Genomic DNA, 20386 nt, shown 5'->3' with positions numbered 1-20386 from the left:
CGACCATATAAACAAATGTTATAAAAATGTATATATTTTCCGTCATAAACCCATTGTGCGATGAATAAATTATCTGCAGTATGTAAAAGACCTTGCCATTAAGGCGTTGTTCCAACCAAAAATGTAATCGTTTACATTTTTGGTTGGACCTGTGGTGTAAGATTAACGTATCCGACTATTCCGGAGACAAAATAATGAAATCAATAATATCAACCACTTCCCTGTTACTCTGTTGTTTCACGGCATCAAGTTCTGCCGCCAACTTCTTCGTCGCTCAGGGGGAAACTTGCCCTGCTGGCTCTATTCACGTGAATGTGAGTGAAGCCCAAGCCAATAAAGAGGCTATCTGTAATGAACTGGGCGACTGGTATATCTCCAGACTGGGAAATCAGGCAGGTATCTTTGGTAAAGGCTATGGCTGCCTGATAAAAACCAATCAAACCCAGGGTATGGGTGAATCCATCTGTAAAACAGTGCAAAAGGTGAGCAACAGCGACTGCCCTTCAGGTACTGAGCACGTCACCTATGAAGAAGCCAACGATGCCAGTCACGGTGATAAAGCAAACCTTTGCAATATGTTGGGCCGCTGGGAAATTACCCGGCTGTCGGCCCAGGCATCCATGGATGGTTCAGGATATGGCTGTGGCAGCAGCGGTTATGATTTGCGAACTCTGGGTTCATCTCTTTGTAAAAACAAACTTGACTCAGATGGCGGTGGTGATGGATTGGATGGACGCAACCAGAAGAAAGTCGCTTATGTAGAGGTAAACAGTAACGATTTTGCCAATGTAGGCTGCTATCAGGAGAACAGCCAGCCGCTGTTTGACGTGGCGGTCATATTTGCTGCCAACATCAATTTTGACAGCAATTCAGGCAAGGCTTCACTGCACCTTAATGCCCAGGTGTCAGATCTGCTGAACAATAATTTGGATAAAGTACGAGCGGTACAGGCTCAGGGCACCAAGGTCGTGCTTGATATCCTGGGCAACCATCAAAATGCCGGCTGGAGTTGTTTCGCCAACGAGCAGGATGCCAATGATTTTGCTCAGGTGCTGAAGGATGCCGTAGATCAGTATGGGCTGGATGGCATAGATATTGATGATGAGTACTCAAAGTGTAACAGCACCTATGCAGACTCCTTACCCATGATATCCAAGCTATTGAAAGACAAAATGCCGGATAAACTGGTTACCAAAGCCCTGTTTCGCGATATTCAGGACTTCAGCAGCCAATGGCAGGGTCATAAATTGGGGGATAACCTGGATTACGGCTGGGAAATGAGTTACTGGGCAGACACCTGTACGTCAAGACTCAATCCCTATGTCAGTGCCGGTGTCAGTAAAAGCAAACTGGGTGTTGGGGCAAGTACCGGCAGTACCCCATCAGCAACCGCTAAAAATCTGGCGAAGTGCGCCATGGACAATGGGTTTACCGGCGGCATGATGATCTTTAATGTCACCAAGGATTCCACCGGCTATCTGCAATCCATCTGGAAAGGTGTCAGCGCAAAACCCAATTGCCTGAAATAATATGAATTGCTATCCGATGCACATCTCGTGCTTTTTTGGGGGCAGGCTCCGCGCCCTCTTTTTCTTGCAAGCCACGTTTCTACTCTTACTGTCTGCTGTTATTGAGCTGCAGGCTGCACCTGCAACCCTGACAGATCATTTATCACAAGCGGGTTGGCAACTGGATAAGTTTACTCAGATAAGACCTGGCCTGACCCATATTGCCGCCAGCAAAAGGGGTGAAGACCCCTTAAAACTGCAGCTGATTGCGCTGGAACCCGGGCAATTTGATGGGCAACTTAAACTGGCAACGGCAACCGGGTTATATCCGGCATTGACGCCACTGCCAGATATCGCCAAACGTCATCAGGCGCTGGCGGGCATCAATGGCGGCTTCTTTGTCATGCAACGTCAGGATGGAATACCCGGTGATCCAGTGGGTGCAGTGATAGTGGATGGCATGCTTCTGAGTGAAGCCAATGGCGCGCTGGCTTCCGTCATTATCGGCCCGGACGATGCTGTCGATTTCATCAATGAACCAGCCATAAGCGCCGACCTGCAACTGGATCACCAATTCTGGCTCGAATTTACCGGCATCAATCGGGCAGCTGGTCTTGTCAGAAACTGTGGCCCGACGTCTTCAACGGTTCGCCATGATGTGACCTGCCAACAAAACGATGAACTCATTCTTTGGCAGCACCCTCCGGATAATTTTGCTGCAGAAATCATATCAGCAGAAGGGGGACCCAAAAGAATGCTCTGTTATGTCATCCTAAACGACCGGCTGACTCGGCTCGATCCTGCCAATCTGCCGAAGGAGTTGCCAGGACCCATGATTTTGGCGACAGGAAGTTACATTGAGGCGTTAAAGACCCATATCGGCAGGAACGTCAGCATCCACCAGGCCCCAAACCTCCCCCAAAATCTGTTAAGTAGTGGCCCTTCTTTAATTAAGCAGGGACAAAGCGCCGACTTCGAAACCCAACAGGGTTGGCCACAAGGTCATCTGCCAGACTGGATTGAAGGCCAACACCCGCGCAGTATCATCGCCCAGACCAATACAGGGATGATTCTGCTGATGACCATTGATGGCAGGCAACCCGGATTCAGTACCGGAATAAGTATCCCGGCACTGAAAGAGCTGTTGCTGAAACTTAAGGTACAAAACGCGCTCAATCTGGATGGTGGCGGTTCATCAACGCTCTGGCTTGAAGATAAAGTGATAAACAGTCCCTCCTCCGGCGCCCCCAGGGCAATCGCCAACGCCATTCTGATGTTGCCTTACTGACACTGCCAGCTTTCAGGATGAGTTTTTTTGTGCTGCCAGGTTCCTTATGACAGCACAAAAAGTGCTATATTCCGGCCACGTCACCTTCGAAGGAGTTGAGAACGAATGAAGAAAATCTTTGTTTCTGTGTTGTTGATTGCGGGCTTGTCTGGCTGTGCTCAACTCAAGGAAACCGGCCGGGATATAGGTCATGCCACCAAGGAAGCGACCACTGAAATTGGCCATGCCACCCGGGATGCTACCCGGGCGATAGGTCATGCCTCCCGCGACGCCGTCAAATCGGTTAAAGAAGAGGTAAAGAGCCAGTAAGCGGCTCAGGCCGCATTGGCTTTCATCCCGTGGGGGACAGGTTTGCCCTGTCCATCCACGTGAACAAACACCAACTTGTCTATGGCCACCACAGGAATACCGGTCACTTTATTACGCACCAGACAGGCCAGCGTAATACTGCTGGCTCCCAGACTGATCAATTCAAACCCAAACTCAAGCACATCCCCCTGACGAGCCGGTGTCAGGAAGTTGATTTCAGAAATCAACTTGGTCACGTGACGCTGACTCTTCATCTGGCATGCGGCAAAGATGGCGGCTTCCTCATCGATCCAGGCAAGTAGCTGACCACCAAACAGGGTATTGGCCGGATTAAGGTGTTCTGGTTTGACCCAATGTCGACTGTAGAATTTCATGTTGACCTCCTTTGCTTGTCCAAAAGACCCAAAGCAGTTTGAATGCCAACTTAAATATCCTTTAAATATCAATAAAATAAAAATCAAGCGGCGACTAGCCACAGGCGTTTATGCACATTTTGGGTGACGACTGCACCATCTTGTTTCATCACCGAGCGGTCGTCGCATCATCCTGCCATCAGCCAGTTTGAGCCTGTGACCCTAGTCGGGATAATGCAGGCGTTTTGCAACATGGTACCGGCTTGAACCGATAAAATGGCATCAACCAACTCAGAGCGCGCGTTTGATACTCTCGAGGGTGTGCAACACATCGGCACGGCTGATGTCTTTGTGAGTGACCCATCTGACAGTCCGTCCCGGTGTAATAACAATCCCCTGCTCACGCAGAGCGCGGGCCAGCATCTCGGGATCCAATTCCGGCGCCAACCCGGCAAAGACCATATTGGTGTGAACCCGGGTCAGATCCACCCGAAACTCATCCAGTTGCATCAATCCTTCAGCCAGCAGTCTGGCGTTATCATGATCTTCAGCCAGGCGCTCGATCTGCTGGGTCAATGCCAGCTTACCGGCGGCAGCCAACACACCGGCCTGTCGCATTCCGCCACCGAGCATTTTACGCCAGCGCCGGGCATTGTGAATTAATCTGCTATCGCCAAGCAGCAGCGAGCCGACGGGGGCAGCCAGCCCCTTGGACAGGCATAACGACACTGAATCAAAGTACTGGGATAACTGTGCCATGCTGCGGCCACTGGCCACAGCAGCGTTGGCCAGACGGGCACCATCCAGATGAGTTTTCAGCCTGTGCTCAAAAGCCAGCGCCTGAGCGTCCGCCAGAAAAGACTCAGGTAACACCAAACCGCCAATCGTATTCTCCAGACTAATGAGTTTTGTGTTGGCAAAATGCACATCATCAGGTTTTATCGCCTGACGAATATCGTCAAGCGACAGAGTACCATCCGCCTGATTGGTCAGCGGCTGCGGTTGAATACTTCCAAGTACCGCAGCACCACCGCCCTCAAATTTATAATTGTGCGCCTGCTGACCACAGATATACTCATCGCCCCGCTCACAATGGGCCATCAAGGCCAGCAGATTGGCCTGGGTGCCGGATGCCACAAACAGGGCATCATCAAATCCCAGCATATCCGCGGCCATCGCCTGCAATTCATTGACGCTGGGATCATCGCCATAAACATCATCCCCCACTTCAGCGTGGTACATTGCCTTGCGCATCGCCTCAGTGGGCTGGGTTACGGTATCACTGCGGAAATCTATCATGGTTCGGGTCTACTCAGTGTTATTGTAAAAATATCGTTCAGAACTCGAATTTGACGCCCAACAACAGAAAATGCAAACAAAAATCAGGAATCCATTAGCCATAGTTAAATTGAAACTACTGTAACACTCGCGTAAAAATCTTTCTGTAGCTGGAGCGAATCCTTAGCCGTGACTTTAAAAACATTAGTTAATCTAATGCTCATTTTTATAAATTGTCTATTGGAGAGGCGCCGGATTTCAGGCAAAATTCAGCTCCATTTTGGCTACAGGTATATTCATCATGCAAGAAGCGCAGTTTATCAGTCTACTCTGGTTCATCGGGATCATCGCCGAAGCCATGACTGGCGCGTTGGCTGCAGGCCGTAAGCAGATGGATTTGTTTGGCGTTGTGATTATCGGTTGTGCCACGGCGATTGGTGGCGGCACCCTCAGAGATATTCTGCTCGGCAACTATCCCATTGTCTGGATTGATAATGTGCATTATCTGATGGCCATTGCCTTTGCTTCATTGCTGACAGTCATCATCGCGCCACTGATGCGCTATTTGTCCAAATTATTCCTGGCTATCGATGCGCTGGGATTGGCGGTATTTTCCATCATAGGCGCACAAAAAACCCTGGCGCTGGGATTCAGCCCTGTGGTGGCGGTAGTGATGGGTGTGATCACCGGGGTGTTTGGTGGTGTCATCCGCGATATTCTGTGTAACCAGGTACCGCTTATCTTCCGCAAAGAGCTGTACGCGGTCATCTCACTGGCCACCGCTGCTCTGTATATCGGTCTGAGCGCGCTGCAGGTCACTGAATGGATTAACCTGCTGGTGTGTCTGAGTTTCGGTTTCAGCTTCCGTATGCTGGCACTTAAGTATCGTTGGTCCATTCCAACCTTCGATTATCAGGCTGAAGCGGATCCTCACGGCCACTGAACAGCTTTTTCATCAACGGGTTGTGACAAGACAAAAAAGCCGGCGTTTAGCCGGCTTTCTGTTATTAACAGCAACCTCAGGCTGCTGGTGTTTCCTTGATATACACATCCATCTGTGGATAGGGAATACCGATACCGGCTTCATCCAGCGACAGCTTGATGGTTTCAGTCAGCTCAAAATGGGCCGCCCAGTAATCTGAGGTTTTCACCCACGGACGCACCACAAAATTGACCGATGAATCCCCAAGGGAAGATACCGCCACCGTATACCCGGGTTCCTTCAGTACATACTGATTATTCTCAAGAATACTGCAAAGCAGCTGTTTAGCCTGGCGAATATCGGCATCATAGGATACACCTATCACCATATCCACACGGCGTTTTTCCATGGCGGAATAGTTGGTGATACTGCCATTCATGATGGACGCATTGGGAACGATGATCACCTTGTTATCCGGTGTCAGCATCTTGGTGGAGAAGATAGTGATTTCATCAACTGTTCCAGCCACACCACCAGCCTCGACATAGTCCCCAACTCGACATGGCTTGAACAGCACCATCAGCACACCGGCGGCAAAGTTCGATAAAGAGCCCTGCAGCGCCAATCCAACCGCCAGGCCGGCGGCACCGACTACAGCCACCAGCGAGGCCGTCTGCACACCAATTTGTCCGAGGGTGGCAATAATGGTCAGGGTAAAGATGACCGCCCAGGCAATATTGCCCACGAAGCTGACCACTGTCTTATCAATCTTGCGTTTCTCAAGCAGTTTTACCGTCAGCTTCTTGGCCACATTGGACAAGTATCGACCGACGATAAAAATGACGATGGCAAAGATCAACTTCAGACCGTAGGTCACGATTAAATCCGGTGCCTGCTCCATCAATCCATTCAAATCGTTCATCAATTTACTCCTGGGTAAGCTCCAAAATTACAAACGATACAAAACTATTCGTTTTTTATAACAAACTCAACCCGACGGTTGAGATATTTCCCTTTTTCTCCCTGCTCACTGGAGACAGGCATACTGCTGCCCTCCCCTGAAACCATTAATCGTTCTGCGGCAATACCATAGTCATCAACAAGCACTCGTTTTACCGCGTCTGCCCGTGCCAGCGACAGAGGAACGTTTATCGCATCGGAACCCCGATCATCAGCATGACCGGCCAACGCCATCCGGGCAGAAGGATAGGTTTTCAAAAAACGGGCAATGTCGGCAAGCACCGACCATTGAGATTGAGGTAAGGCAGCGCTGCCGGTTGGAAAGTGAACAACAACCGAGGTTGGAGCCGCACAGTTATCAGGAAAAACTCCGCCCCCGGACGCAGGTAAACATAATTGACTCAGGGGCATTTTGGAGCAACCGTTGGCATAGACGGCGAGCCCCAAAGGAGTGTCGCCGCAGGCGTCTTTCAGATCCGGTACACCGTCCTCATCCATATCTCCCCAGGCCAGCGCCAATGGTGCCCATAACAGCCATAGAATCCCTGTGAACCAAATTTTCATCACTCCGCTCCTTTTACCTCTGTCTGGCTATAGCTTATACCATCGGCCCCGGATCAGGACGAACATTCAATAAACCGGAAAATTAACGAGTTATCCCGCCATGTCGGTTTCAGACCTGGCACCAATCGACAACCGATATCGGTGCCGCAGCAGGTCATAAGCCCAGTTGAATAAAGTGGCATAGACAAAAAAGAACACCAGAAAACCGGCCTCCAGCGCCAGCGCCGCCCAAATTGAAATGCCCAGAAACCAGGCCACTGCCGGGACAGTGACAAATATCAGCCCACCTTCAAACCCCAGGGTATGCAGCATGCGGAGCTTCAAACTGCGACTTGCTCTGGGCTGCAGACAGATCCTGTCAAACCAGAGGTTGTAGCCATAGTTCCAGGCAACGGTATACAGGCTGAGCGCCACACCCACCAATGCCAGCGTGCCAGCACCTTGGCCGGTAATAAGCGCGGTCAGCGGCAGAATCAACAGCAACGCCAGGGCTTCAAACAGTACCGCATGAAATATCCGCTCTTTGGTCCCCATTATTTGGGCTACTTGCATCACCAATACTCCTGAATACAAAATCGAAAGACCTGAGCATTATCATCATGCATAATGATACTTAAAAGTTAGATACCATCTGATTATTAGATATGTATACATTGGAGCAACTGGCCTGTTTTGTCACCACCGTTGAGCATGGCTCATTTTCTGCGGCTGCCCGGGCTCTGGGGAAAGCGCAATCGGCAGTGAGCCAGCAGATCATCAATCTGGAGATTGACAGCAACCAGCGGCTTTTCACCCGCACAGGCCGTTATCCGGAACTGACGGAAGCCGGTAAACAACTGCTGCCTTATGCGCAGGCGGTGCTGGCTCAACAGACGTTGTTTGAGCAACAGCTGTGCTTACTGGACAGCCAACAACCGGCCAGACTAACCCTGGCATTGGATGAGGGGATCCCGGCTACGGGCCTGAAGGATGTGCTGATCACCATGGCGGCAGAATTTCCCGGACTGGCATTTGAAACCCTGTCTGCATCCAGCGCCGACATCATCGAGTTGGTGCAGCAGGGACGGGCGGGAACCGGGCTGGTGTTTTCATCGCTCGAATACCCAAGCCTGCTGCATTTTGACAGCGTCGGTACGGTGACTTTTGATATTCTGGTCAGTCCGTTGCATCCGTTGGCGCAGCATCGGCCCACGCACACAGATCAGCTCAAATTACACAGGCAGCTGGTCATAGGCTCCCGCAATCAGGTAGGCAGTGCATTCAATTACCCGCTGTCTCCGGATGTGTGGCAGGCCGACAACTATTACATGCTCAATGAACTGACCAAAGCAGGGTTGGGCTGGGCAATGCTGCCTCAACATATTGCAGACCAAGCGCTTGCAGAAGGCACTTTGATAAAATTGCCGGTCGATGCAGAAAATCTCAGCTGGCATGCCAATGTCGATTTGATTCAGCATCCGGGTGATGCGGCGACCCGGGCGGGCAGACGCCTGCGACAGTTGATGCAGGGGCTGCTGTGACACATTCGCCCCATCACAGGACATAATCACAGCCAATGCCTGCATTTGGGGATGATAACGAAAAAGCGGCAAATGCCGCTTTTTCATCAACACAGCTGTAAATATTACTGCTGTGGCTTGGGAGGATAATTGGCCATAATGTCCGCCACGGCCTTATTGATAAACTCAGTTCGTTCCTGAGGCGTTTTCTTGTCTCTGATGATGTCGGCAATACTGCCACGCCATACCAGCGCTTTGGTTTTGGCATCGACCAGATCCACAATCAAGGTACCAACGTTATATTCACGTACCTGAGTTTGCGTCTGTCCCCATTGACCACCCCAGCCCCAACCTGGGCCGTAGTATGGGTAGTAAGGGTTGTAGCCGTAATAATTGGTAAAGGTATCCACATCGACCTTGGTATCTACTTTGGTCAGATAGTTCACCAGCAGTTGTGCTTTATCCTGCGGCGCTTCAGTTAGCCCCTTCAGTACCAGCTGATCATCAATCGCCTTGCGGACGCGGGCATCCATCAGGCCATCCAGATGATATTCGGACTCATCATTGACTGATGTCGCCCAGGCAAATGTTTTAAACTGGGCGAAATCCACCGCCGGATTATAGTCCCAGTTGGTGTTCACCGAACTGCAGGCGCCCAGCATCAACGCCACAGCCAAAAGCATAAGATTTTTCATAACCACCCCACGTAAAGAATAACAATGTGGCTGGCTTTCCCATCCCTCAGGATTTGAAAGCCCCGGAGCACGACACCACAACCAATGCCCAATTCGACCAGTAACAGCTAAAAAAGTGCAATGTAAAGAAAGATTTTTACCCGAATTTACACAGCGGCCGTCGACTCTGCGCCGGCCACCCTAAACCCGGCTTGTCACTCATCACCTCGAGTGACAGTGCTTGTCAGCAAACGATAACCGCACGTCCGATATCGCCTCGGTAAACGCGTTTCACTCATCGCAAAACGCTTTTCACAATAGAACTTTACGACATTAACTACAAGTATGGTCAGAGAATCTGGCCCCGTGTTCTCCCATCACCACAATCTCGGAATACTCCCTCGCACGCAGTAAATTTGGTACACTCACAGGTCAACTTTACTCACTCAAACCAGCATTATGAGAATCGATCCCAATATTGCTTTGGTGTTCAGCACCGATAAAGGCCGCATTTCCCCGGAGCCGGAAGTCAGGGAAGTCCCCAAAGGCGATGGCATTGTCCGTATTCACCGTGACAGCAAAGGCCGCAAAGGCAAAGGAGTCAGCGTCATCAAAGGTCTGGGACTGGATGGGGATGACCTCAAAGCACTGGCGCAGAAGCTCAAGAAACAATGCGGCTGTGGTGGCACAGTCAAAGACTTTGAGATCGAAGTACAAACCGACAATCGGGAGCAGCTTAAATCCCTGCTGGAAAAAATGGGATATCAGGTCAAGCTGGCCGGCAGTTGATATCAAAGGTCGAGGGGGTTTTATGATGATGCAAAGTCTGACTAATCATTTTCTGGTTGCCATGCCCTCTTTGCAGGACACTTTTTTCGAGCGCACCGTTATCTACATGTGTGAGCACGATAACAAGGGAGCCATGGGGCTTATCATCAATCGGCCCTATGATATCCCGGTGACCGATCTGCTGGAGCAAATGGAACTCCAATCAGGGACTATCAGCAGGCCGGAAATGCTCGAACAGGCAGTGATGGTCGGCGGTCCGGTGACACCCGAACGCGGCTTTGTGCTGCACACGCCCCAGGCCAATTGGAGCAACAGCCTCAGACTCAGTGATGACCTGATGCTCACAACCTCCAGAGATATTCTGACATCGATCGGCACAGATAAAGCACCACGGCATGCCATGGTCATGCTGGGCTATGCCGGCTGGAGTAAAGATCAGCTGGAGCAGGAGCTGGCAGAGAACAGTTGGCTGACCATTCCCGCCAGCAATGAAATCATTTTCCATGTTCCTTTTGAGGACAGATGGCAACAGGCGACCCGCGCCCTGGGCTTTGATGTCTGGCAGATGTCACATCAGACCGGACACGCGTAAGCAGCAAGAGAGTTCAATGAGTACACAAACAGTTTTGGGTTTTGACTATGGCACCAAGAGCATTGGGGTTGCCATCGGCCAGCAGCTTACCGGCAGCGCATCTCCTTTGACCTCCCTCAAAGCGGTCGATGGTATTCCCAAGTGGGAGCAAATCGAGGCGCTGCTGAAAGAATGGCAACCGGATCTGGTAGTTGTCGGACTGCCGTTGAATATGGATGGCACAGAGCAGGAGATGACTCAACGAGCCCGTAAATTTGCCAATCGCATCAACGGTCGCTTTGGCGTGAAAGTCGCAACTCAGGATGAGCGCCTGACCACCGCCGATGCCAAAGCCAGGTTATTTGAGTTAGGTGGCTTTAAAGCGCTGACCAAAGACCAGGTCGATGCAGTATCGGCTGTGCTGATTATCGAAAGCTATTTCGAAAATCAGTACCGCTGATATCTGTCGACAACGTTAAAAAAACCGGCGATTTACGCCGGTTTTTTGTTGCTGCCTGTCACGCAAGACAACCGTGCTCAGCCCTGAATATACGGCTTCACCAACGCTGCCATCATGGCAATGTGTGCGTCGTCGTCATTCAGACAGGGAATATAACGGAATGACTCACCGCCGGCATGCTCAAAGTATTCACGATTTTCACCGGCAATTTCCTCAAGGGTTTCCAGACAGTCAGCACTGAATGCCGGACAGACAACTGCCACATCTTTCACCCCTTTTGCGGGCAATGACTTCATGGTCTCATCCGTGTAGGGCTGCAACCACTGCGCTTTACCAAAACGCGATTGGAAAGTGGTCATACAATCATCTTCTGTCAGCCCCAACTTTGCGGCCACCAGTCTGCTGGTCTTGAGACAGAAGCAATAGTAAGGATCGCCTTTTTGCAGATATTCCTCTGGCATGCCGTGATAAGACAACACCAGCTTCTGCGGTTTACCATGAACATCAAAATCCCGCTGGATGGATGCCGCCAGCGCATCAATATATTCAGCACTGTCATGGTAGGTATGGATAAAATGCAGTGACGGCACATAACGCCAGCGCATCAACTCAGTGGCAACTGCATCAAATACCGTTCCGGAAGTCGGTGCCGCATACTGGGGATACAAAGGCAGCACCACAATTCTGTCAATGCCCTGACGCTGCATATCCTGCATGACACTGGCAATTGATGGATTGCCATAGCGCATGGCCAGATGCACGCTGACGCCCGCCTGCTGCTCATCCAGCAACGCCTGCAGCCCGGATGTCTGTTTGAGGCTGATCTCCATCAATGGAGAGCCGGCATCCGTCCAGACTTCACGGTAGGCGGCGGCAGATTTGGCAGGCCGGGTCCGCAAGATGATGCCATGGAGAATCGCCTTCCACAGCAGTCTGGGCATCTCAATCACCCGGGGATCCGACAAAAACTCCGCCAGATAACGCCGCAGCGCAGGTGTAGTAGGTTCATCGGGTGTACCGAGATTAACCAGCAATACGCCGGTTTTGCCCCGCTGACTGTGTCCCTGCGCCTTGGTTAGTCCAATATATTTTGCCAAAACAGCCTCTTGTCTTTTTGGGTTTGCTGTACATCCCATTGGCTTGCTCAAGCCAATGGGTCTCCCTGCACTCAGGCCTGATGATGTAACATAATCGGCAGGACTTGAAACTTGATCCGGGTCAGAATTGTGACCAAGGTGACGGCATCTGCGACAATTTACAGAACAGATTCAATGGCCTTGGTCAGTTCCTCGCTGTCAGGTGTTACTCTGGAATTAAACTGCATCACCTGCTCACCATCGCCGCTGACCACGTATTTATAAAAATTCCATTTCGGCGACGCTGACTTTTCCGCCAGATACCTGAAGACCGGATTGGCATCGCTGCCACGCACCGCCGACGGCGATAACATGGTAAAACTGACGCCGTAATTCAAATAACAAACTTTGGCGGTATCCTTCTCGTCATCTTCTTCCTGAAAGAAATCATCGGAAGGAAAGCCAATAACCACCAGTCCTTTATCGGCGTACAGACGGTTAATCGCCTCCAGTTGTTTGAATTGCGGCGTAAACCCGCAATTACTGGCGGTATTGACGATAAGCACAGGTTTGCCCTGGGTTAACTCGCACAGATTGACCTTTTCGCTGGAATGCAGCCGTTTGGCATCATAGTTCAGATAATCGGGACACTGCGCCAGCGCGCCGCCGGATACCAATGTCAGTGCTGCTGTCCAAAATATTGTTTTCATTGCTGTCTCCCTGAAATCCAATTCATCCGGTGAATTTACGCAATATAACAAAACGGAGATCATAATGATCTCCGTTTTTGCCCTGAGAGACAGATTGTCTCAATCGTTTTGGCTTATCCCATGTCGATAGTGACGTTATCCATCAGGCCTGAGCTGGTTGGTTCATTACTGTCGAGCTTGATCATCAGCCGCAGGTCATTGGGCGAATCGGCACAGTGCAGGGCGTCGGCGTAACTGATCTCGCCTTCCTTATAGAGACGAAACAGCGCCTGGTCAAAGGTCTGCATCCCCTGCTCGTTGGACTTTGCCATGGTATCTTTCAGCAGATGCAGTTCATTGTTCTGAATGATGCTCGACACCCTGGGCGTATTGATCAGCACTTCAATCGCCGCACGCCGACCATTGCCGTCAATGCGAGGTACCAGTTGCTGGGCGACAATGCCACGCAGATTCAGCGACAGATCAAACAGCAACTGATGGTGCTTGCTCTCAGGCACCAGGTGCATAATCCGATCCAGCGCCTGGTTGGCGTTGTTGGCGTGCAGGGTTGCCATACACAGGTGACCGGTTTCCGCAAAAGACAGCGCAAATTCCATGGTTTCCTGACTGCGGATCTCACCGATAAGGATCACATCCGGCGCCTGGCGCAGCGAGCTCTTCAGCGCCGCATCAAAACTCTCGGTATCGATCCCCACTTCCCGTTGAGTGATGATACTTTGGTTGTGGTTGTGCACAAATTCCACCGGATCTTCGATGGTCAGGATATGCCCCCGTGCGTGGGCATTGCGATATCCGACCAGCGCAGCAAGGGAGGTGGACTTACCGGTACCGGTTCCCCCCACCATAATCACCAGTCCGCGTTTACTCATCACCAAATCCTTGAGGATGGGCGGCAGATGCAGCTCATCAACATCGGGAATTTTGGTTTCAATACGCCGCATCACGCAGCCACAGGACTCACGCTGCCAAAAGGCGCTAACCCTGAAACGGCCCAGCTCTTTGGCAGCAAAGGCGAAGTTACACTCTTTGGTATCACGGAATTCCTGCTTCTGCGCCTCGGTCATCAGGGACTCGACAAACTCCAGCGACTGCGCCGGTGTCAGCCGATCCTGACCAATAGGGATCAGTTCCCCATCAATTTTGGCGCTGGGGGGAAAGCCTGCGGTAATAAACATATCTGAGGCTTTGCGCTCCACCATGAGTTTCAAAAACGGACGAACATCCATGTGAATTCCTTAGAAAGACGCTTGCTTGTTGGAGCTCTTGGCCATGGCATCGTCACGGGTAATCAGTCCCCGGTTGACCAGATTCTGCAGGCATTGCTCCAGGGTCTGCATACCGTGGGACATACCGGTTTGGATCGCCGAATACATCTGCGCGACCTTATCTTCACGAATAAGGTTACGGATTGCCGGAGTTCCCATCATGATTTCGTGTGCCGCGACCCGGCCGCCGCCCACTTTCTTAATCAGCGTCTGGGAAATAACCGCCTGCAGCGACTCCGACAACATAGTACGTACCATGTCTTTTTCACCGGCAGGGAACACATCCACCACACGGTCGATAGTCTTTGCAGCCGAGGTGGTGTGCAGCGTACCAAACACCAGATGACCGGTTTCTGCCGCCGTCATCGCCAGACGAATGGTCTCCAGATCCCGCATTTCACCCACCAGGATCACATCCGGGTCTTCACGCAGTGCGCTGCGCAGCGCTGCATTAAAACTGTGGGTATGACGATGCACCTCGCGCTGGTTGATCAAACAGTTCTTGGTCGCATGCACAAATTCGATGGGGTCTTCAATGGTCAGAATATGGTCGTGGCGGTTCTCGTTGATATAGTTAATCATCGCCGCCAGCGTGGTACTTTTACCTGAGCCGGTTGGTCCGGTCACCAATACCAGACCACGGGGAAAACTGGCGATTTTTTTGAAAATCTCCGGAGCCCCCAATTCTTCAAGCGACTTGACCTCACTGGGAATGGTACGGAATACCGCCGCCGCGCCACGGGACTGGTTGAAGGCATTCACACGGAAGCGTGCCAGATTGGGCACCTCAAAGGAAAAGTCGATTTCCAGATGCTCTTCGTAGTCTTTGCGCTGCTTGTCATTCATAATGTCATAGACAAGACGGTGCACCCCTTCATGATCAAGCGCCGGAACGTTGATCTTACGCACGTCACCATCGACGCGGATCATGGGCGGAACACCGGAAGACAAGTGCAGATCCGAAGCATTATGCTTTACACTAAAGGCAAGTAACTCAGTGATTTCCATCGTTTTGGACGTCCCTTAGACTAATTGATTACACCATGATAACAATAGCAGACAGACTGGCGGCAGCCCAGCACAGGATCGCGCTGGCTGCGCAAAAATGCGCCCGTCAAACCAAGGATATACAACTGTTGGCGGTCAGCAAGACCAAACCCAGCAGTCAGATTATTGAAGCTTACCACGCGGGGCAACGTGCCTTCGGAGAAAATTACGTTCAGGAGGGACAACAGAAGATCCTTGAACTGAAACCGGATTTTCCCGACATTGAATGGCACTTTATCGGACCACTGCAATCCAACAAGAGCCGCATTGTGGCCGAGCACTTCGATTGGATGCATACCGTCAGCCGCGACAAAATCGCCAAACGCCTGAGTGAACAGCGCCCGGCGCAACTGCCGCCGCTGAACGTGTGCATTCAAATCAATATCAGTCAGGAAGACAGTAAATCCGGCACGGATCCCAGGCACATGCTGGCGCTGGCAGCAGAAATTGATGCCCTGCCCGGCCTGACGCTGAGAGGGCTGATGGCAATTCCGACTGATACCGATGATGTTGAGCAACAAAACCGTGAGTTTGCCGCGCTCAAGGACTGTTTTAATGAACTCAGGCAAGCTTTCCCGGAGGTGGATACTTTGTCGATGGGGATGAGCGGCGATCTTGAGCAGGCCATCGCCCACGGCTCAACCATGGTCCGTATCGGCAGCGCCATATTCGGTGCCCGTGATTATTCCGCCTGATCACAGGTCAGGTGGTTCAGCCTTGTATTTGTCAGGTTTGACCCCATAACATGGGCAGGCCGTCTTCACAGAGAGCGACATGGAATCCAGAAAAATTTGTTTTATCGGTGCAGGTAACATGAGCCGCGCCATCATCAGTGGTCTGGTTGGCAGCGGTTACCCGGCTGAGGCCATCATCGCCAGCAATCCTTCAACCCCCAAACTTGATGTGCTCAGGCGGGATTTTGGGATAGGCGTTACCACGGACAATCAAACCGCTATCAGCAGCAGTGATGTGGTGGTGCTGGCAGTCAAACCCCAGCTGATGGAGTCGGTACTGGCGGAGCTTAAACACATCGACTTCAGCAGCAAGCTGGTGATTTCCATTGCAGCTGGCATTCCCGCTGACCGTTACAGTGATTATCTGCAGCAGCCTCTCAAGCTGGTGCGTACCATGCCAAATACCCCGACCCAGATTGGCTTTGGCATGACAGGGCTATTGCGCAACCCCGGACTTTCAGCCGAGGATTCACTGTATGTTGAGCAACTGATGAGCGCCGGAGGCAAAGTACTGTGGGTTGATAAAGAGGCAGATCTCAATCTGGTGATTGCGCTTGCGGGCAGCTCTCCGGCCTATTTTTTCCTGTTTATCGAGTCGATGATCAATGCAGCCCAAAATCTGGGCATGGATCCGCTGCAGGCTAGAGCACTGGCCGAGCAGGCCGCGCTGGGCGCTGCCCAGATGGTGATCCATAATCCCGATACCGCTGTCAGCACCCTCAGAGAAAATGTTACCTCCAAAGGCGGGACGACGGCTCAGGCCATCGCCACTTTTGAATCCGGCGATTTGCGCCACCTGGTCGAGCAGGCCATGGTAAACTGCATTAAGCGCGCCGAAGAAATGGCGAACACTTTTTAATCTCCAGGCAGATTTATAGAAGGTAAATAACTGCATGAATGCAATGAGTTTCTTAGTTAATACTCTGTTCGATCTCTACCTGATGGTGGTGATCCTGCGTATATGGCTGCAGTTGGCGAAAGCTGACTTTTACAATCCATTGAGCCAGTTTGTGGTCAAGGCCACTCACCCACTGGTGGCACCGATGCGCCGGGTTCTGCCTGCCATGGGCAGTGTGGACACAGCGTCGGTTATGCTGGCTGTGCTGGTGGTTATTGCCAAACTGGTCGTGCTCTATCTGATTGCCGGTGCCGCCTTTGAACCCATCCCCATGCTGGTAATGGCGTTGGTGACCGTGGTTAAGAAGGCTGGTTCACTACTGTTCTGGATGCTGATTATCCGGGCGATTCTCAGCTGGTTTAATCAGGGCTACAACCCTATTGTGATGATCATGGAGCAACTGACTGAACCTGTCATGGCACCGGTACGCCGCATTATTCCGCCCATCGGTGGGCTGGATCTGTCCGTGATGGTGGTACTTATCGGTATGAACTTCCTCAATATTCTGCTGGCTCAGTATGTCCCATACTGGGGCATCATCTGATGGCAGCAGTCGCGATGCAGCAGGGCGACCTGCTGCTGAATCTGTATATTCAGCCCAAGGCCAGTCGGGATCAGATTGTCGGCCTGCACGGAGATGAACTGAAAGTTGCCATCACCGCACCGCCCATCGACGGCAAAGCCAATGCACATCTGACCAAATACCTGTCCAAGTTGTTTAAGGTTCCCAAAGGTGAGATAGCTATCGTCCGCGGGGAATTGGGCCGGCACAAGCAGGTTCTTATCCCATCTCCAAAGATTATTCCCGAAGATATTGAGGCGCTGCTCTGATGTTCAGCCCCGAATGACAGAGCTGCAAATCTGCTGGTTAACATAGTTAACAGCTTTTATACTGATGCCTCCGCCCCTGCAGAGGTATTCAGTATGAATCGATTTTTCAAGGCACTTGGCCTGCTCACACTTGCGTTGTGTTTTCCAGTCAGTGCGGATCAACAAACTGTGGGTGATTACGTCATTCATTATCAGGCATTTGGCAGTACCTTTCTGACTCCGTCCATCGCCAAGGCTTATGGCCTGCAGCGCAGCAACTACACGGGTGTGGTCAATATTTCCGTTCTGCATGCCAATGAAAAGGATTCCCCCGGCGTTCCGGTGGAGATAACCGGCGTAGCCAAAAATCTGCTGGACAGCAGCATCAATCTGAAATTCAGGGAAATCCGCGAAGGCAAGGCAGTTTATTACATCGCCGAGGTGCCCTATCGCAATGACGAGACGATTCACTTTCAAATTGGCATCAAACACGGACGTCAGTTGAACACCACGCTCAAATTCAAGCAGAGCTTTTTCACGGATTGATCTGTTACTGCAGCGACAGAACGGCGCCCCGGCGCCGTTTTTTATTGCCATCGGGCCGCTACCCTGAAGGCCGCGGATTGGGTATCATGCTGCCACTTTTACGTCAGTCAGGGATCTCCCATGAAACAGATAGTGCTCGCCAGCGGCAATAAAGGAAAACTCAACGAATTTGCACAGATGCTCAAGGACTTCCAGGTCGAAGTACTGCCTCAAAGTCAGTTTGATGTAGCAGATGTGGCAGAGACAGGTACCACCTTTGTTGAGAATGCCATCATCAAGGCCCGCCACGCCGCGCAGATCACCGGGCTGCCAGCCATTGCCGACGATTCAGGTCTGGAAGTGGATGTGCTGGACGGCGCGCCTGGGATCTATTCAGCCCGCTACAGCGGTGAAGGCGCTACCGATGTGAAAAACTATCAAAAATTGCTGCAGGCACTGGCAGGCGTTGAACAGCGCTCAGCCCGTTTCCAGTGTGTACTGGTTTACATGCGCCACGCCAAAGACCCGACTCCGGTCATCTGTCAGGCCAGCTGGGAAGGTCAGATTGCCCTGACGGCTACTGGCGACAATGGCCACGGCTATGACCCTATTTTTATCCCTGAACATGAACAGCGCTCTGCGGCTGAAATGTCAGGCGAGGAGAAAAATGCCGTCAGTCACCGCGGCAAAGCACTGGCATTACTGGTTAACGCCCTGTCCGACAAAGGATTGCTGGTTTGAATACCCTGACTTTGCCACTGCAGCTGCCGCCACTGAGCCTGTATGTACACATCCCCTGGTGTGTGCAGAAATGTCCCTATTGCGACTTCAACTCCCACGGTCAACAGGGGGAACTGCCCCAGGCACAGTACGTTGAGGCTCTGCTTGATGATTTGCAGCAGGATCTGCACTATGTCCAGGGCCGCACTCTGCACTCGATTTTCATCGGCGGTGGCACGCCATCACTGTTTGATGCAAAACATATCAAGCACTTGCTTGATGGCATTGCCGCGCGTATCCCTTTTGCCGACAACATCGAAATCACCATGGAAGCCAATCCGGGTACGCTGGAGCACGACGACTTCGCCGCGTACCGGGCAGCAGGTATCACACGTTTATCCATTGGTGTGCAGAGTTTCGCCTCGGACAAATTAAACCTGCTGGGCCGTATTCATGACCGGGATGAGGCACAAACGGCGGCCAAACGCGCCGCCACTGCAGGATATCAGAGCTTTAACCTCGATCTGATGCACGGGCTGCCCAATCAAACGCTGGAGCAGGCACTGGCCGATATCGACACTGCGGCCTCTTTCCAGCCGCCGCACCTGTCCTGGTACCAACTGACGATAGAACCCAACACCCTGTTTCATTCCCGGCCGCCTCAGCTACCGGATGACGAAGCGTTGTGGGAGATCTACCGTCAGGGACAGCAACGCCTGAGCGACCTGGGATATCAGCAATACGAAATATCCGCCTATGCCAAACCCGGTTTTCAATGTCGCCATAACCTCAATTACTGGCAATTTGGCGACTATTTGGGCATCGGCTGTGGCGCTCATGGCAAAGTCACGCTGCCGGAATCAGACCGCATAGTGCGTACAGTGAAAATCAAGCACCCCAAAGGTTATCTGGACGCTGAGCAATACACCTTCGACACGGCAGAGGTTGAGCGGGAAGACCGAGCGCTGGAGTATCTGATGAATCGCCTGCGTCTGATGTCGCCAATTCCCAAGGCTGAGTTTGAGGCCAGAACCGGAGTTGCGGCAGAGGAAGTCGCTGAAGGTATGGCACGGGGTGCTGAGCGTGGTCTGGTCACTGTATCAGACACTCACTGGACGTTGACTGACAAGGGACACTTCTTCGTTAACGACCTGCTGTCTCAGTTTTGCTGAAATCCGTGCCGGAGCGATGTGCCGCTCCGGCATGAGCGTCCGGTTAATGACGTTCCTGCCGGGCTCATTCACGACGGGAATTGCCCGATCATGCTGGTTGCGTAATTCCCGCCTCATATCCTTCACCTATCCGTCCATCTCCTATCAGTGCGCCTCGTATTGGCCTTACGTTAAAGAACCCCCACAGCGGTTAACCCGATAAGTCAGCCCCCGCATCCCCTGTCCGCCCCATCCGCCCGGCAAATCGGTTGACA

Annotated in this window: 25 protein-coding genes; 15 read left to right on the top strand and 10 right to left on the bottom strand. The window is 51.8% G+C overall.

Annotation, left to right across the window (positions count from 1 at the left end):
- Positions 1-194: 194 nt before the first annotated feature.
- From ACRRUX_RS10805 to ACRRUX_RS10795, 3 genes are all read left to right on the top strand, one after another.
- A complete protein-coding gene (locus ACRRUX_RS10805) occupies positions 195-1529 on the top strand; it encodes a glycosyl hydrolase family 18 protein (RefSeq protein WP_432530080.1) in 1335 nt (444 codons plus the stop codon).
- Between the two features lie 64 nt (positions 1530-1593).
- Complete coding sequence (locus tag ACRRUX_RS10800) at positions 1594-2796, top strand: phosphodiester glycosidase family protein (RefSeq protein ID WP_432530078.1); 1203 nt, start codon at positions 1594-1596, stop codon at positions 2794-2796.
- 105 nt (positions 2797-2901) lie between these two features.
- Positions 2902-3105: a hypothetical protein gene (locus ACRRUX_RS10795; protein ID WP_432530076.1), complete on the top strand. Its 204-nt coding sequence runs from the start codon at positions 2902-2904 to the stop codon at positions 3103-3105.
- Positions 3106-3110: 5 nt separating this feature from the next.
- Here ACRRUX_RS10795 and ACRRUX_RS10790 read toward each other — a convergent pair whose 3' ends face one another.
- Together ACRRUX_RS10790 and ltaE are read right to left on the bottom strand one after the other, a co-directional pair.
- Complete coding sequence (locus ACRRUX_RS10790; protein ID WP_432530074.1) at positions 3111-3479, bottom strand: acyl-CoA thioesterase; 369 nt, start codon at positions 3477-3479, stop codon at positions 3111-3113.
- A gap of 270 nt (positions 3480-3749) precedes the next feature.
- Complete coding sequence (gene ltaE, locus ACRRUX_RS10785) at positions 3750-4757, bottom strand: low-specificity L-threonine aldolase (RefSeq protein WP_432530072.1); 1008 nt, start codon at positions 4755-4757, stop codon at positions 3750-3752.
- Positions 4758-5037: 280 nt separating this feature from the next.
- On the opposite strand from ltaE, the gene ACRRUX_RS10780 reads away from it, so the two are divergent.
- Positions 5038-5679 carry a trimeric intracellular cation channel family protein gene (locus tag ACRRUX_RS10780; RefSeq protein WP_432530069.1) on the top strand — a complete coding sequence of 214 codons (642 nt, stop codon included), beginning with the start codon at positions 5038-5040 and terminating at the stop codon, positions 5677-5679.
- A gap of 76 nt (positions 5680-5755) precedes the next feature.
- Here ACRRUX_RS10780 and ACRRUX_RS10775 read toward each other — a convergent pair whose 3' ends face one another.
- The 3 genes from ACRRUX_RS10775 to ACRRUX_RS10765 form a co-directional block, all read right to left on the bottom strand.
- Positions 5756-6580, bottom strand: coding sequence for a mechanosensitive ion channel family protein (locus tag ACRRUX_RS10775; RefSeq protein ID WP_432530067.1), 825 nt, complete (start codon positions 6578-6580; stop codon positions 5756-5758).
- Between the two features lie 44 nt (positions 6581-6624).
- Entirely contained in the window at positions 6625-7182 is a 558-nt protein-coding gene (locus ACRRUX_RS10770; protein ID WP_432530065.1) for an OmpA family protein, read from the bottom strand.
- Positions 7183-7272: 90 nt separating this feature from the next.
- Entirely contained in the window at positions 7273-7716 is a 444-nt protein-coding gene (locus ACRRUX_RS10765) for a PACE efflux transporter (protein ID WP_432530221.1), read from the bottom strand.
- A 110-nt stretch (positions 7717-7826) separates the two neighbouring features.
- Here ACRRUX_RS10765 and ACRRUX_RS10760 point away from each other — a divergent pair, with 110 nt between their 5' ends.
- Positions 7827-8702 carry a LysR family transcriptional regulator gene (locus ACRRUX_RS10760; RefSeq protein WP_432530063.1) on the top strand — a complete coding sequence of 292 codons (876 nt, stop codon included), beginning with the start codon at positions 7827-7829 and terminating at the stop codon, positions 8700-8702.
- A gap of 104 nt (positions 8703-8806) precedes the next feature.
- Here the strand turns inward: ACRRUX_RS10760 and ACRRUX_RS10755 are convergent, their stop codons facing one another.
- Entirely contained in the window at positions 8807-9376 is a 570-nt protein-coding gene (locus tag ACRRUX_RS10755) for a DUF4136 domain-containing protein (RefSeq protein ID WP_432530061.1), read from the bottom strand.
- A gap of 438 nt (positions 9377-9814) precedes the next feature.
- Here ACRRUX_RS10755 and yciH point away from each other — a divergent pair, with 438 nt between their 5' ends.
- The 3 genes from yciH to ruvX are packed head-to-tail and all read left to right on the top strand — an operon-like array spanning position 9815 to position 11175.
- A complete protein-coding gene (gene yciH / locus ACRRUX_RS10750; RefSeq protein ID WP_432530059.1) occupies positions 9815-10144 on the top strand; it encodes a stress response translation initiation inhibitor YciH in 330 nt (109 codons plus the stop codon).
- 28 nt (positions 10145-10172) lie between these two features.
- Positions 10173-10736, top strand: a complete 564-nt coding sequence (locus ACRRUX_RS10745; RefSeq protein ID WP_432530219.1) for a YqgE/AlgH family protein — start codon at positions 10173-10175, stop codon at positions 10734-10736.
- 16 nt (positions 10737-10752) lie between these two features.
- Positions 10753-11175: a Holliday junction resolvase RuvX gene (gene ruvX, locus ACRRUX_RS10740; protein WP_432530057.1), complete on the top strand. Its 423-nt coding sequence runs from the start codon at positions 10753-10755 to the stop codon at positions 11173-11175.
- 77 nt (positions 11176-11252) lie between these two features.
- Here ruvX and hemH read toward each other — a convergent pair whose 3' ends face one another.
- The 4 genes from hemH to ACRRUX_RS10720 all read right to left on the bottom strand — a co-directional run bounded on the left by hemH (position 11253) and on the right by ACRRUX_RS10720 (position 15234).
- Positions 11253-12272, bottom strand: a complete 1020-nt coding sequence (gene hemH / locus ACRRUX_RS10735; protein WP_432530055.1) for a ferrochelatase — start codon at positions 12270-12272, stop codon at positions 11253-11255.
- A gap of 158 nt (positions 12273-12430) precedes the next feature.
- The gene (locus tag ACRRUX_RS10730) at positions 12431-12961 is read right to left on the bottom strand and encodes a glutathione peroxidase (RefSeq protein WP_432530053.1); all 531 of its coding nucleotides are present in this window, start codon (positions 12959-12961) and stop codon (positions 12431-12433) included.
- 113 nt (positions 12962-13074) lie between these two features.
- The gene (locus ACRRUX_RS10725; RefSeq protein ID WP_432530051.1) at positions 13075-14187 is read right to left on the bottom strand and encodes a PilT/PilU family type 4a pilus ATPase; all 1113 of its coding nucleotides are present in this window, start codon (positions 14185-14187) and stop codon (positions 13075-13077) included.
- A 9-nt stretch (positions 14188-14196) separates the two neighbouring features.
- Positions 14197-15234 (bottom strand): type IV pilus twitching motility protein PilT, encoded by a 1038-nt coding sequence (locus ACRRUX_RS10720; RefSeq protein WP_432530049.1) that lies wholly within the window; start codon positions 15232-15234, stop codon positions 14197-14199.
- A 35-nt stretch (positions 15235-15269) separates the two neighbouring features.
- On the opposite strand from ACRRUX_RS10720, the gene ACRRUX_RS10715 reads away from it, so the two are divergent.
- From ACRRUX_RS10715 to hemW, 7 genes are all read left to right on the top strand, one after another.
- Complete coding sequence (locus ACRRUX_RS10715) at positions 15270-15968, top strand: YggS family pyridoxal phosphate-dependent enzyme (RefSeq protein WP_432530047.1); 699 nt, start codon at positions 15270-15272, stop codon at positions 15966-15968.
- A 79-nt stretch (positions 15969-16047) separates the two neighbouring features.
- Positions 16048-16866 carry a pyrroline-5-carboxylate reductase gene (gene proC / locus ACRRUX_RS10710; protein WP_432530045.1) on the top strand — a complete coding sequence of 273 codons (819 nt, stop codon included), beginning with the start codon at positions 16048-16050 and terminating at the stop codon, positions 16864-16866.
- Positions 16867-16900: 34 nt separating this feature from the next.
- Entirely contained in the window at positions 16901-17449 is a 549-nt protein-coding gene (locus tag ACRRUX_RS10705) for a YggT family protein (protein WP_432530043.1), read from the top strand.
- Positions 17449-17736, top strand: a complete 288-nt coding sequence (gene yggU / locus ACRRUX_RS10700) for a DUF167 family protein YggU (RefSeq protein ID WP_432530041.1) — start codon at positions 17449-17451, stop codon at positions 17734-17736. Before ACRRUX_RS10705 ends, yggU begins: the two co-directional genes overlap by 1 nt.
- Before the next feature lie 93 nt (positions 17737-17829).
- On the top strand, positions 17830-18261 hold the full coding sequence (locus ACRRUX_RS10695) for a DUF4426 domain-containing protein (protein ID WP_432530039.1): 432 nt from the start codon (positions 17830-17832) through the stop codon (positions 18259-18261).
- A 120-nt stretch (positions 18262-18381) separates the two neighbouring features.
- Positions 18382-18981 (top strand): RdgB/HAM1 family non-canonical purine NTP pyrophosphatase, encoded by a 600-nt coding sequence (gene rdgB, locus ACRRUX_RS10690; RefSeq protein WP_432530037.1) that lies wholly within the window; start codon positions 18382-18384, stop codon positions 18979-18981.
- A complete protein-coding gene (hemW, locus tag ACRRUX_RS10685; RefSeq protein WP_432530035.1) occupies positions 18978-20132 on the top strand; it encodes a radical SAM family heme chaperone HemW in 1155 nt (384 codons plus the stop codon). The genes rdgB and hemW overlap by 4 nt, the downstream gene beginning before the upstream one ends.
- The last annotated feature ends 254 nt before the right edge of the window (positions 20133-20386 follow it).

This window comes from Shewanella sp. GXUN23E (assembly GCF_050865035.1).
Taxonomy (GTDB): domain Bacteria; phylum Pseudomonadota; class Gammaproteobacteria; order Enterobacterales; family Shewanellaceae; genus Shewanella.
Note: the sequence above shows the minus strand (reverse complement) of the source record. Positions and strands in the feature narration are given on the sequence as shown.

Excerpts from the sequence above, each read along its gene's own strand:
- ltaE (WP_432530072.1), bottom strand. The coding sequence starts at position 4,757 with ATGATAGATTTCCGCAGTGATACCGTAACCCAGCCCACTGAGGCGATG.
- ACRRUX_RS10720 (WP_432530049.1), bottom strand. The coding sequence starts at position 15,234 with ATGGAAATCACTGAGTTACTTGCCTTTAGTGTAAAGCATAATGCTTCG.
- ACRRUX_RS10725 (WP_432530051.1), bottom strand. The coding sequence starts at position 14,187 with ATGGATGTTCGTCCGTTTTTGAAACTCATGGTGGAGCGCAAAGCCTCA.
- ACRRUX_RS10795 (WP_432530076.1), top strand. The coding sequence starts at position 2,902 with ATGAAGAAAATCTTTGTTTCTGTGTTGTTGATTGCGGGCTTGTCTGGC.
- proC (WP_432530045.1), top strand. The coding sequence starts at position 16,048 with ATGGAATCCAGAAAAATTTGTTTTATCGGTGCAGGTAACATGAGCCGC.
- ruvX (WP_432530057.1), top strand. The coding sequence starts at position 10,753 with ATGAGTACACAAACAGTTTTGGGTTTTGACTATGGCACCAAGAGCATT.
- ACRRUX_RS10805 (WP_432530080.1), top strand. The coding sequence starts at position 195 with ATGAAATCAATAATATCAACCACTTCCCTGTTACTCTGTTGTTTCACG.
- ACRRUX_RS10775 (WP_432530067.1), bottom strand. The coding sequence starts at position 6,580 with ATGAACGATTTGAATGGATTGATGGAGCAGGCACCGGATTTAATCGTG.
- ACRRUX_RS10715 (WP_432530047.1), top strand. The coding sequence starts at position 15,270 with ATGATAACAATAGCAGACAGACTGGCGGCAGCCCAGCACAGGATCGCG.
- yciH (WP_432530059.1), top strand. The coding sequence starts at position 9,815 with ATGAGAATCGATCCCAATATTGCTTTGGTGTTCAGCACCGATAAAGGC.
- yggU (WP_432530041.1), top strand. The coding sequence starts at position 17,449 with ATGGCAGCAGTCGCGATGCAGCAGGGCGACCTGCTGCTGAATCTGTAT.
- ACRRUX_RS10745 (WP_432530219.1), top strand. The coding sequence starts at position 10,173 with ATGCAAAGTCTGACTAATCATTTTCTGGTTGCCATGCCCTCTTTGCAG.
- ACRRUX_RS10790 (WP_432530074.1), bottom strand. The coding sequence starts at position 3,479 with ATGAAATTCTACAGTCGACATTGGGTCAAACCAGAACACCTTAATCCG.
- ACRRUX_RS10770 (WP_432530065.1), bottom strand. The coding sequence starts at position 7,182 with ATGAAAATTTGGTTCACAGGGATTCTATGGCTGTTATGGGCACCATTG.
- rdgB (WP_432530037.1), top strand. The coding sequence starts at position 18,382 with ATGAAACAGATAGTGCTCGCCAGCGGCAATAAAGGAAAACTCAACGAA.
- ACRRUX_RS10780 (WP_432530069.1), top strand. The coding sequence starts at position 5,038 with ATGCAAGAAGCGCAGTTTATCAGTCTACTCTGGTTCATCGGGATCATC.
- ACRRUX_RS10730 (WP_432530053.1), bottom strand. The coding sequence starts at position 12,961 with ATGAAAACAATATTTTGGACAGCAGCACTGACATTGGTATCCGGCGGC.
- ACRRUX_RS10765 (WP_432530221.1), bottom strand. The coding sequence starts at position 7,716 with ATGGGGACCAAAGAGCGGATATTTCATGCGGTACTGTTTGAAGCCCTG.
- ACRRUX_RS10755 (WP_432530061.1), bottom strand. The coding sequence starts at position 9,376 with ATGAAAAATCTTATGCTTTTGGCTGTGGCGTTGATGCTGGGCGCCTGC.
- ACRRUX_RS10705 (WP_432530043.1), top strand. The coding sequence starts at position 16,901 with ATGAATGCAATGAGTTTCTTAGTTAATACTCTGTTCGATCTCTACCTG.
- ACRRUX_RS10760 (WP_432530063.1), top strand. The coding sequence starts at position 7,827 with ATGTATACATTGGAGCAACTGGCCTGTTTTGTCACCACCGTTGAGCAT.
- ACRRUX_RS10695 (WP_432530039.1), top strand. The coding sequence starts at position 17,830 with ATGAATCGATTTTTCAAGGCACTTGGCCTGCTCACACTTGCGTTGTGT.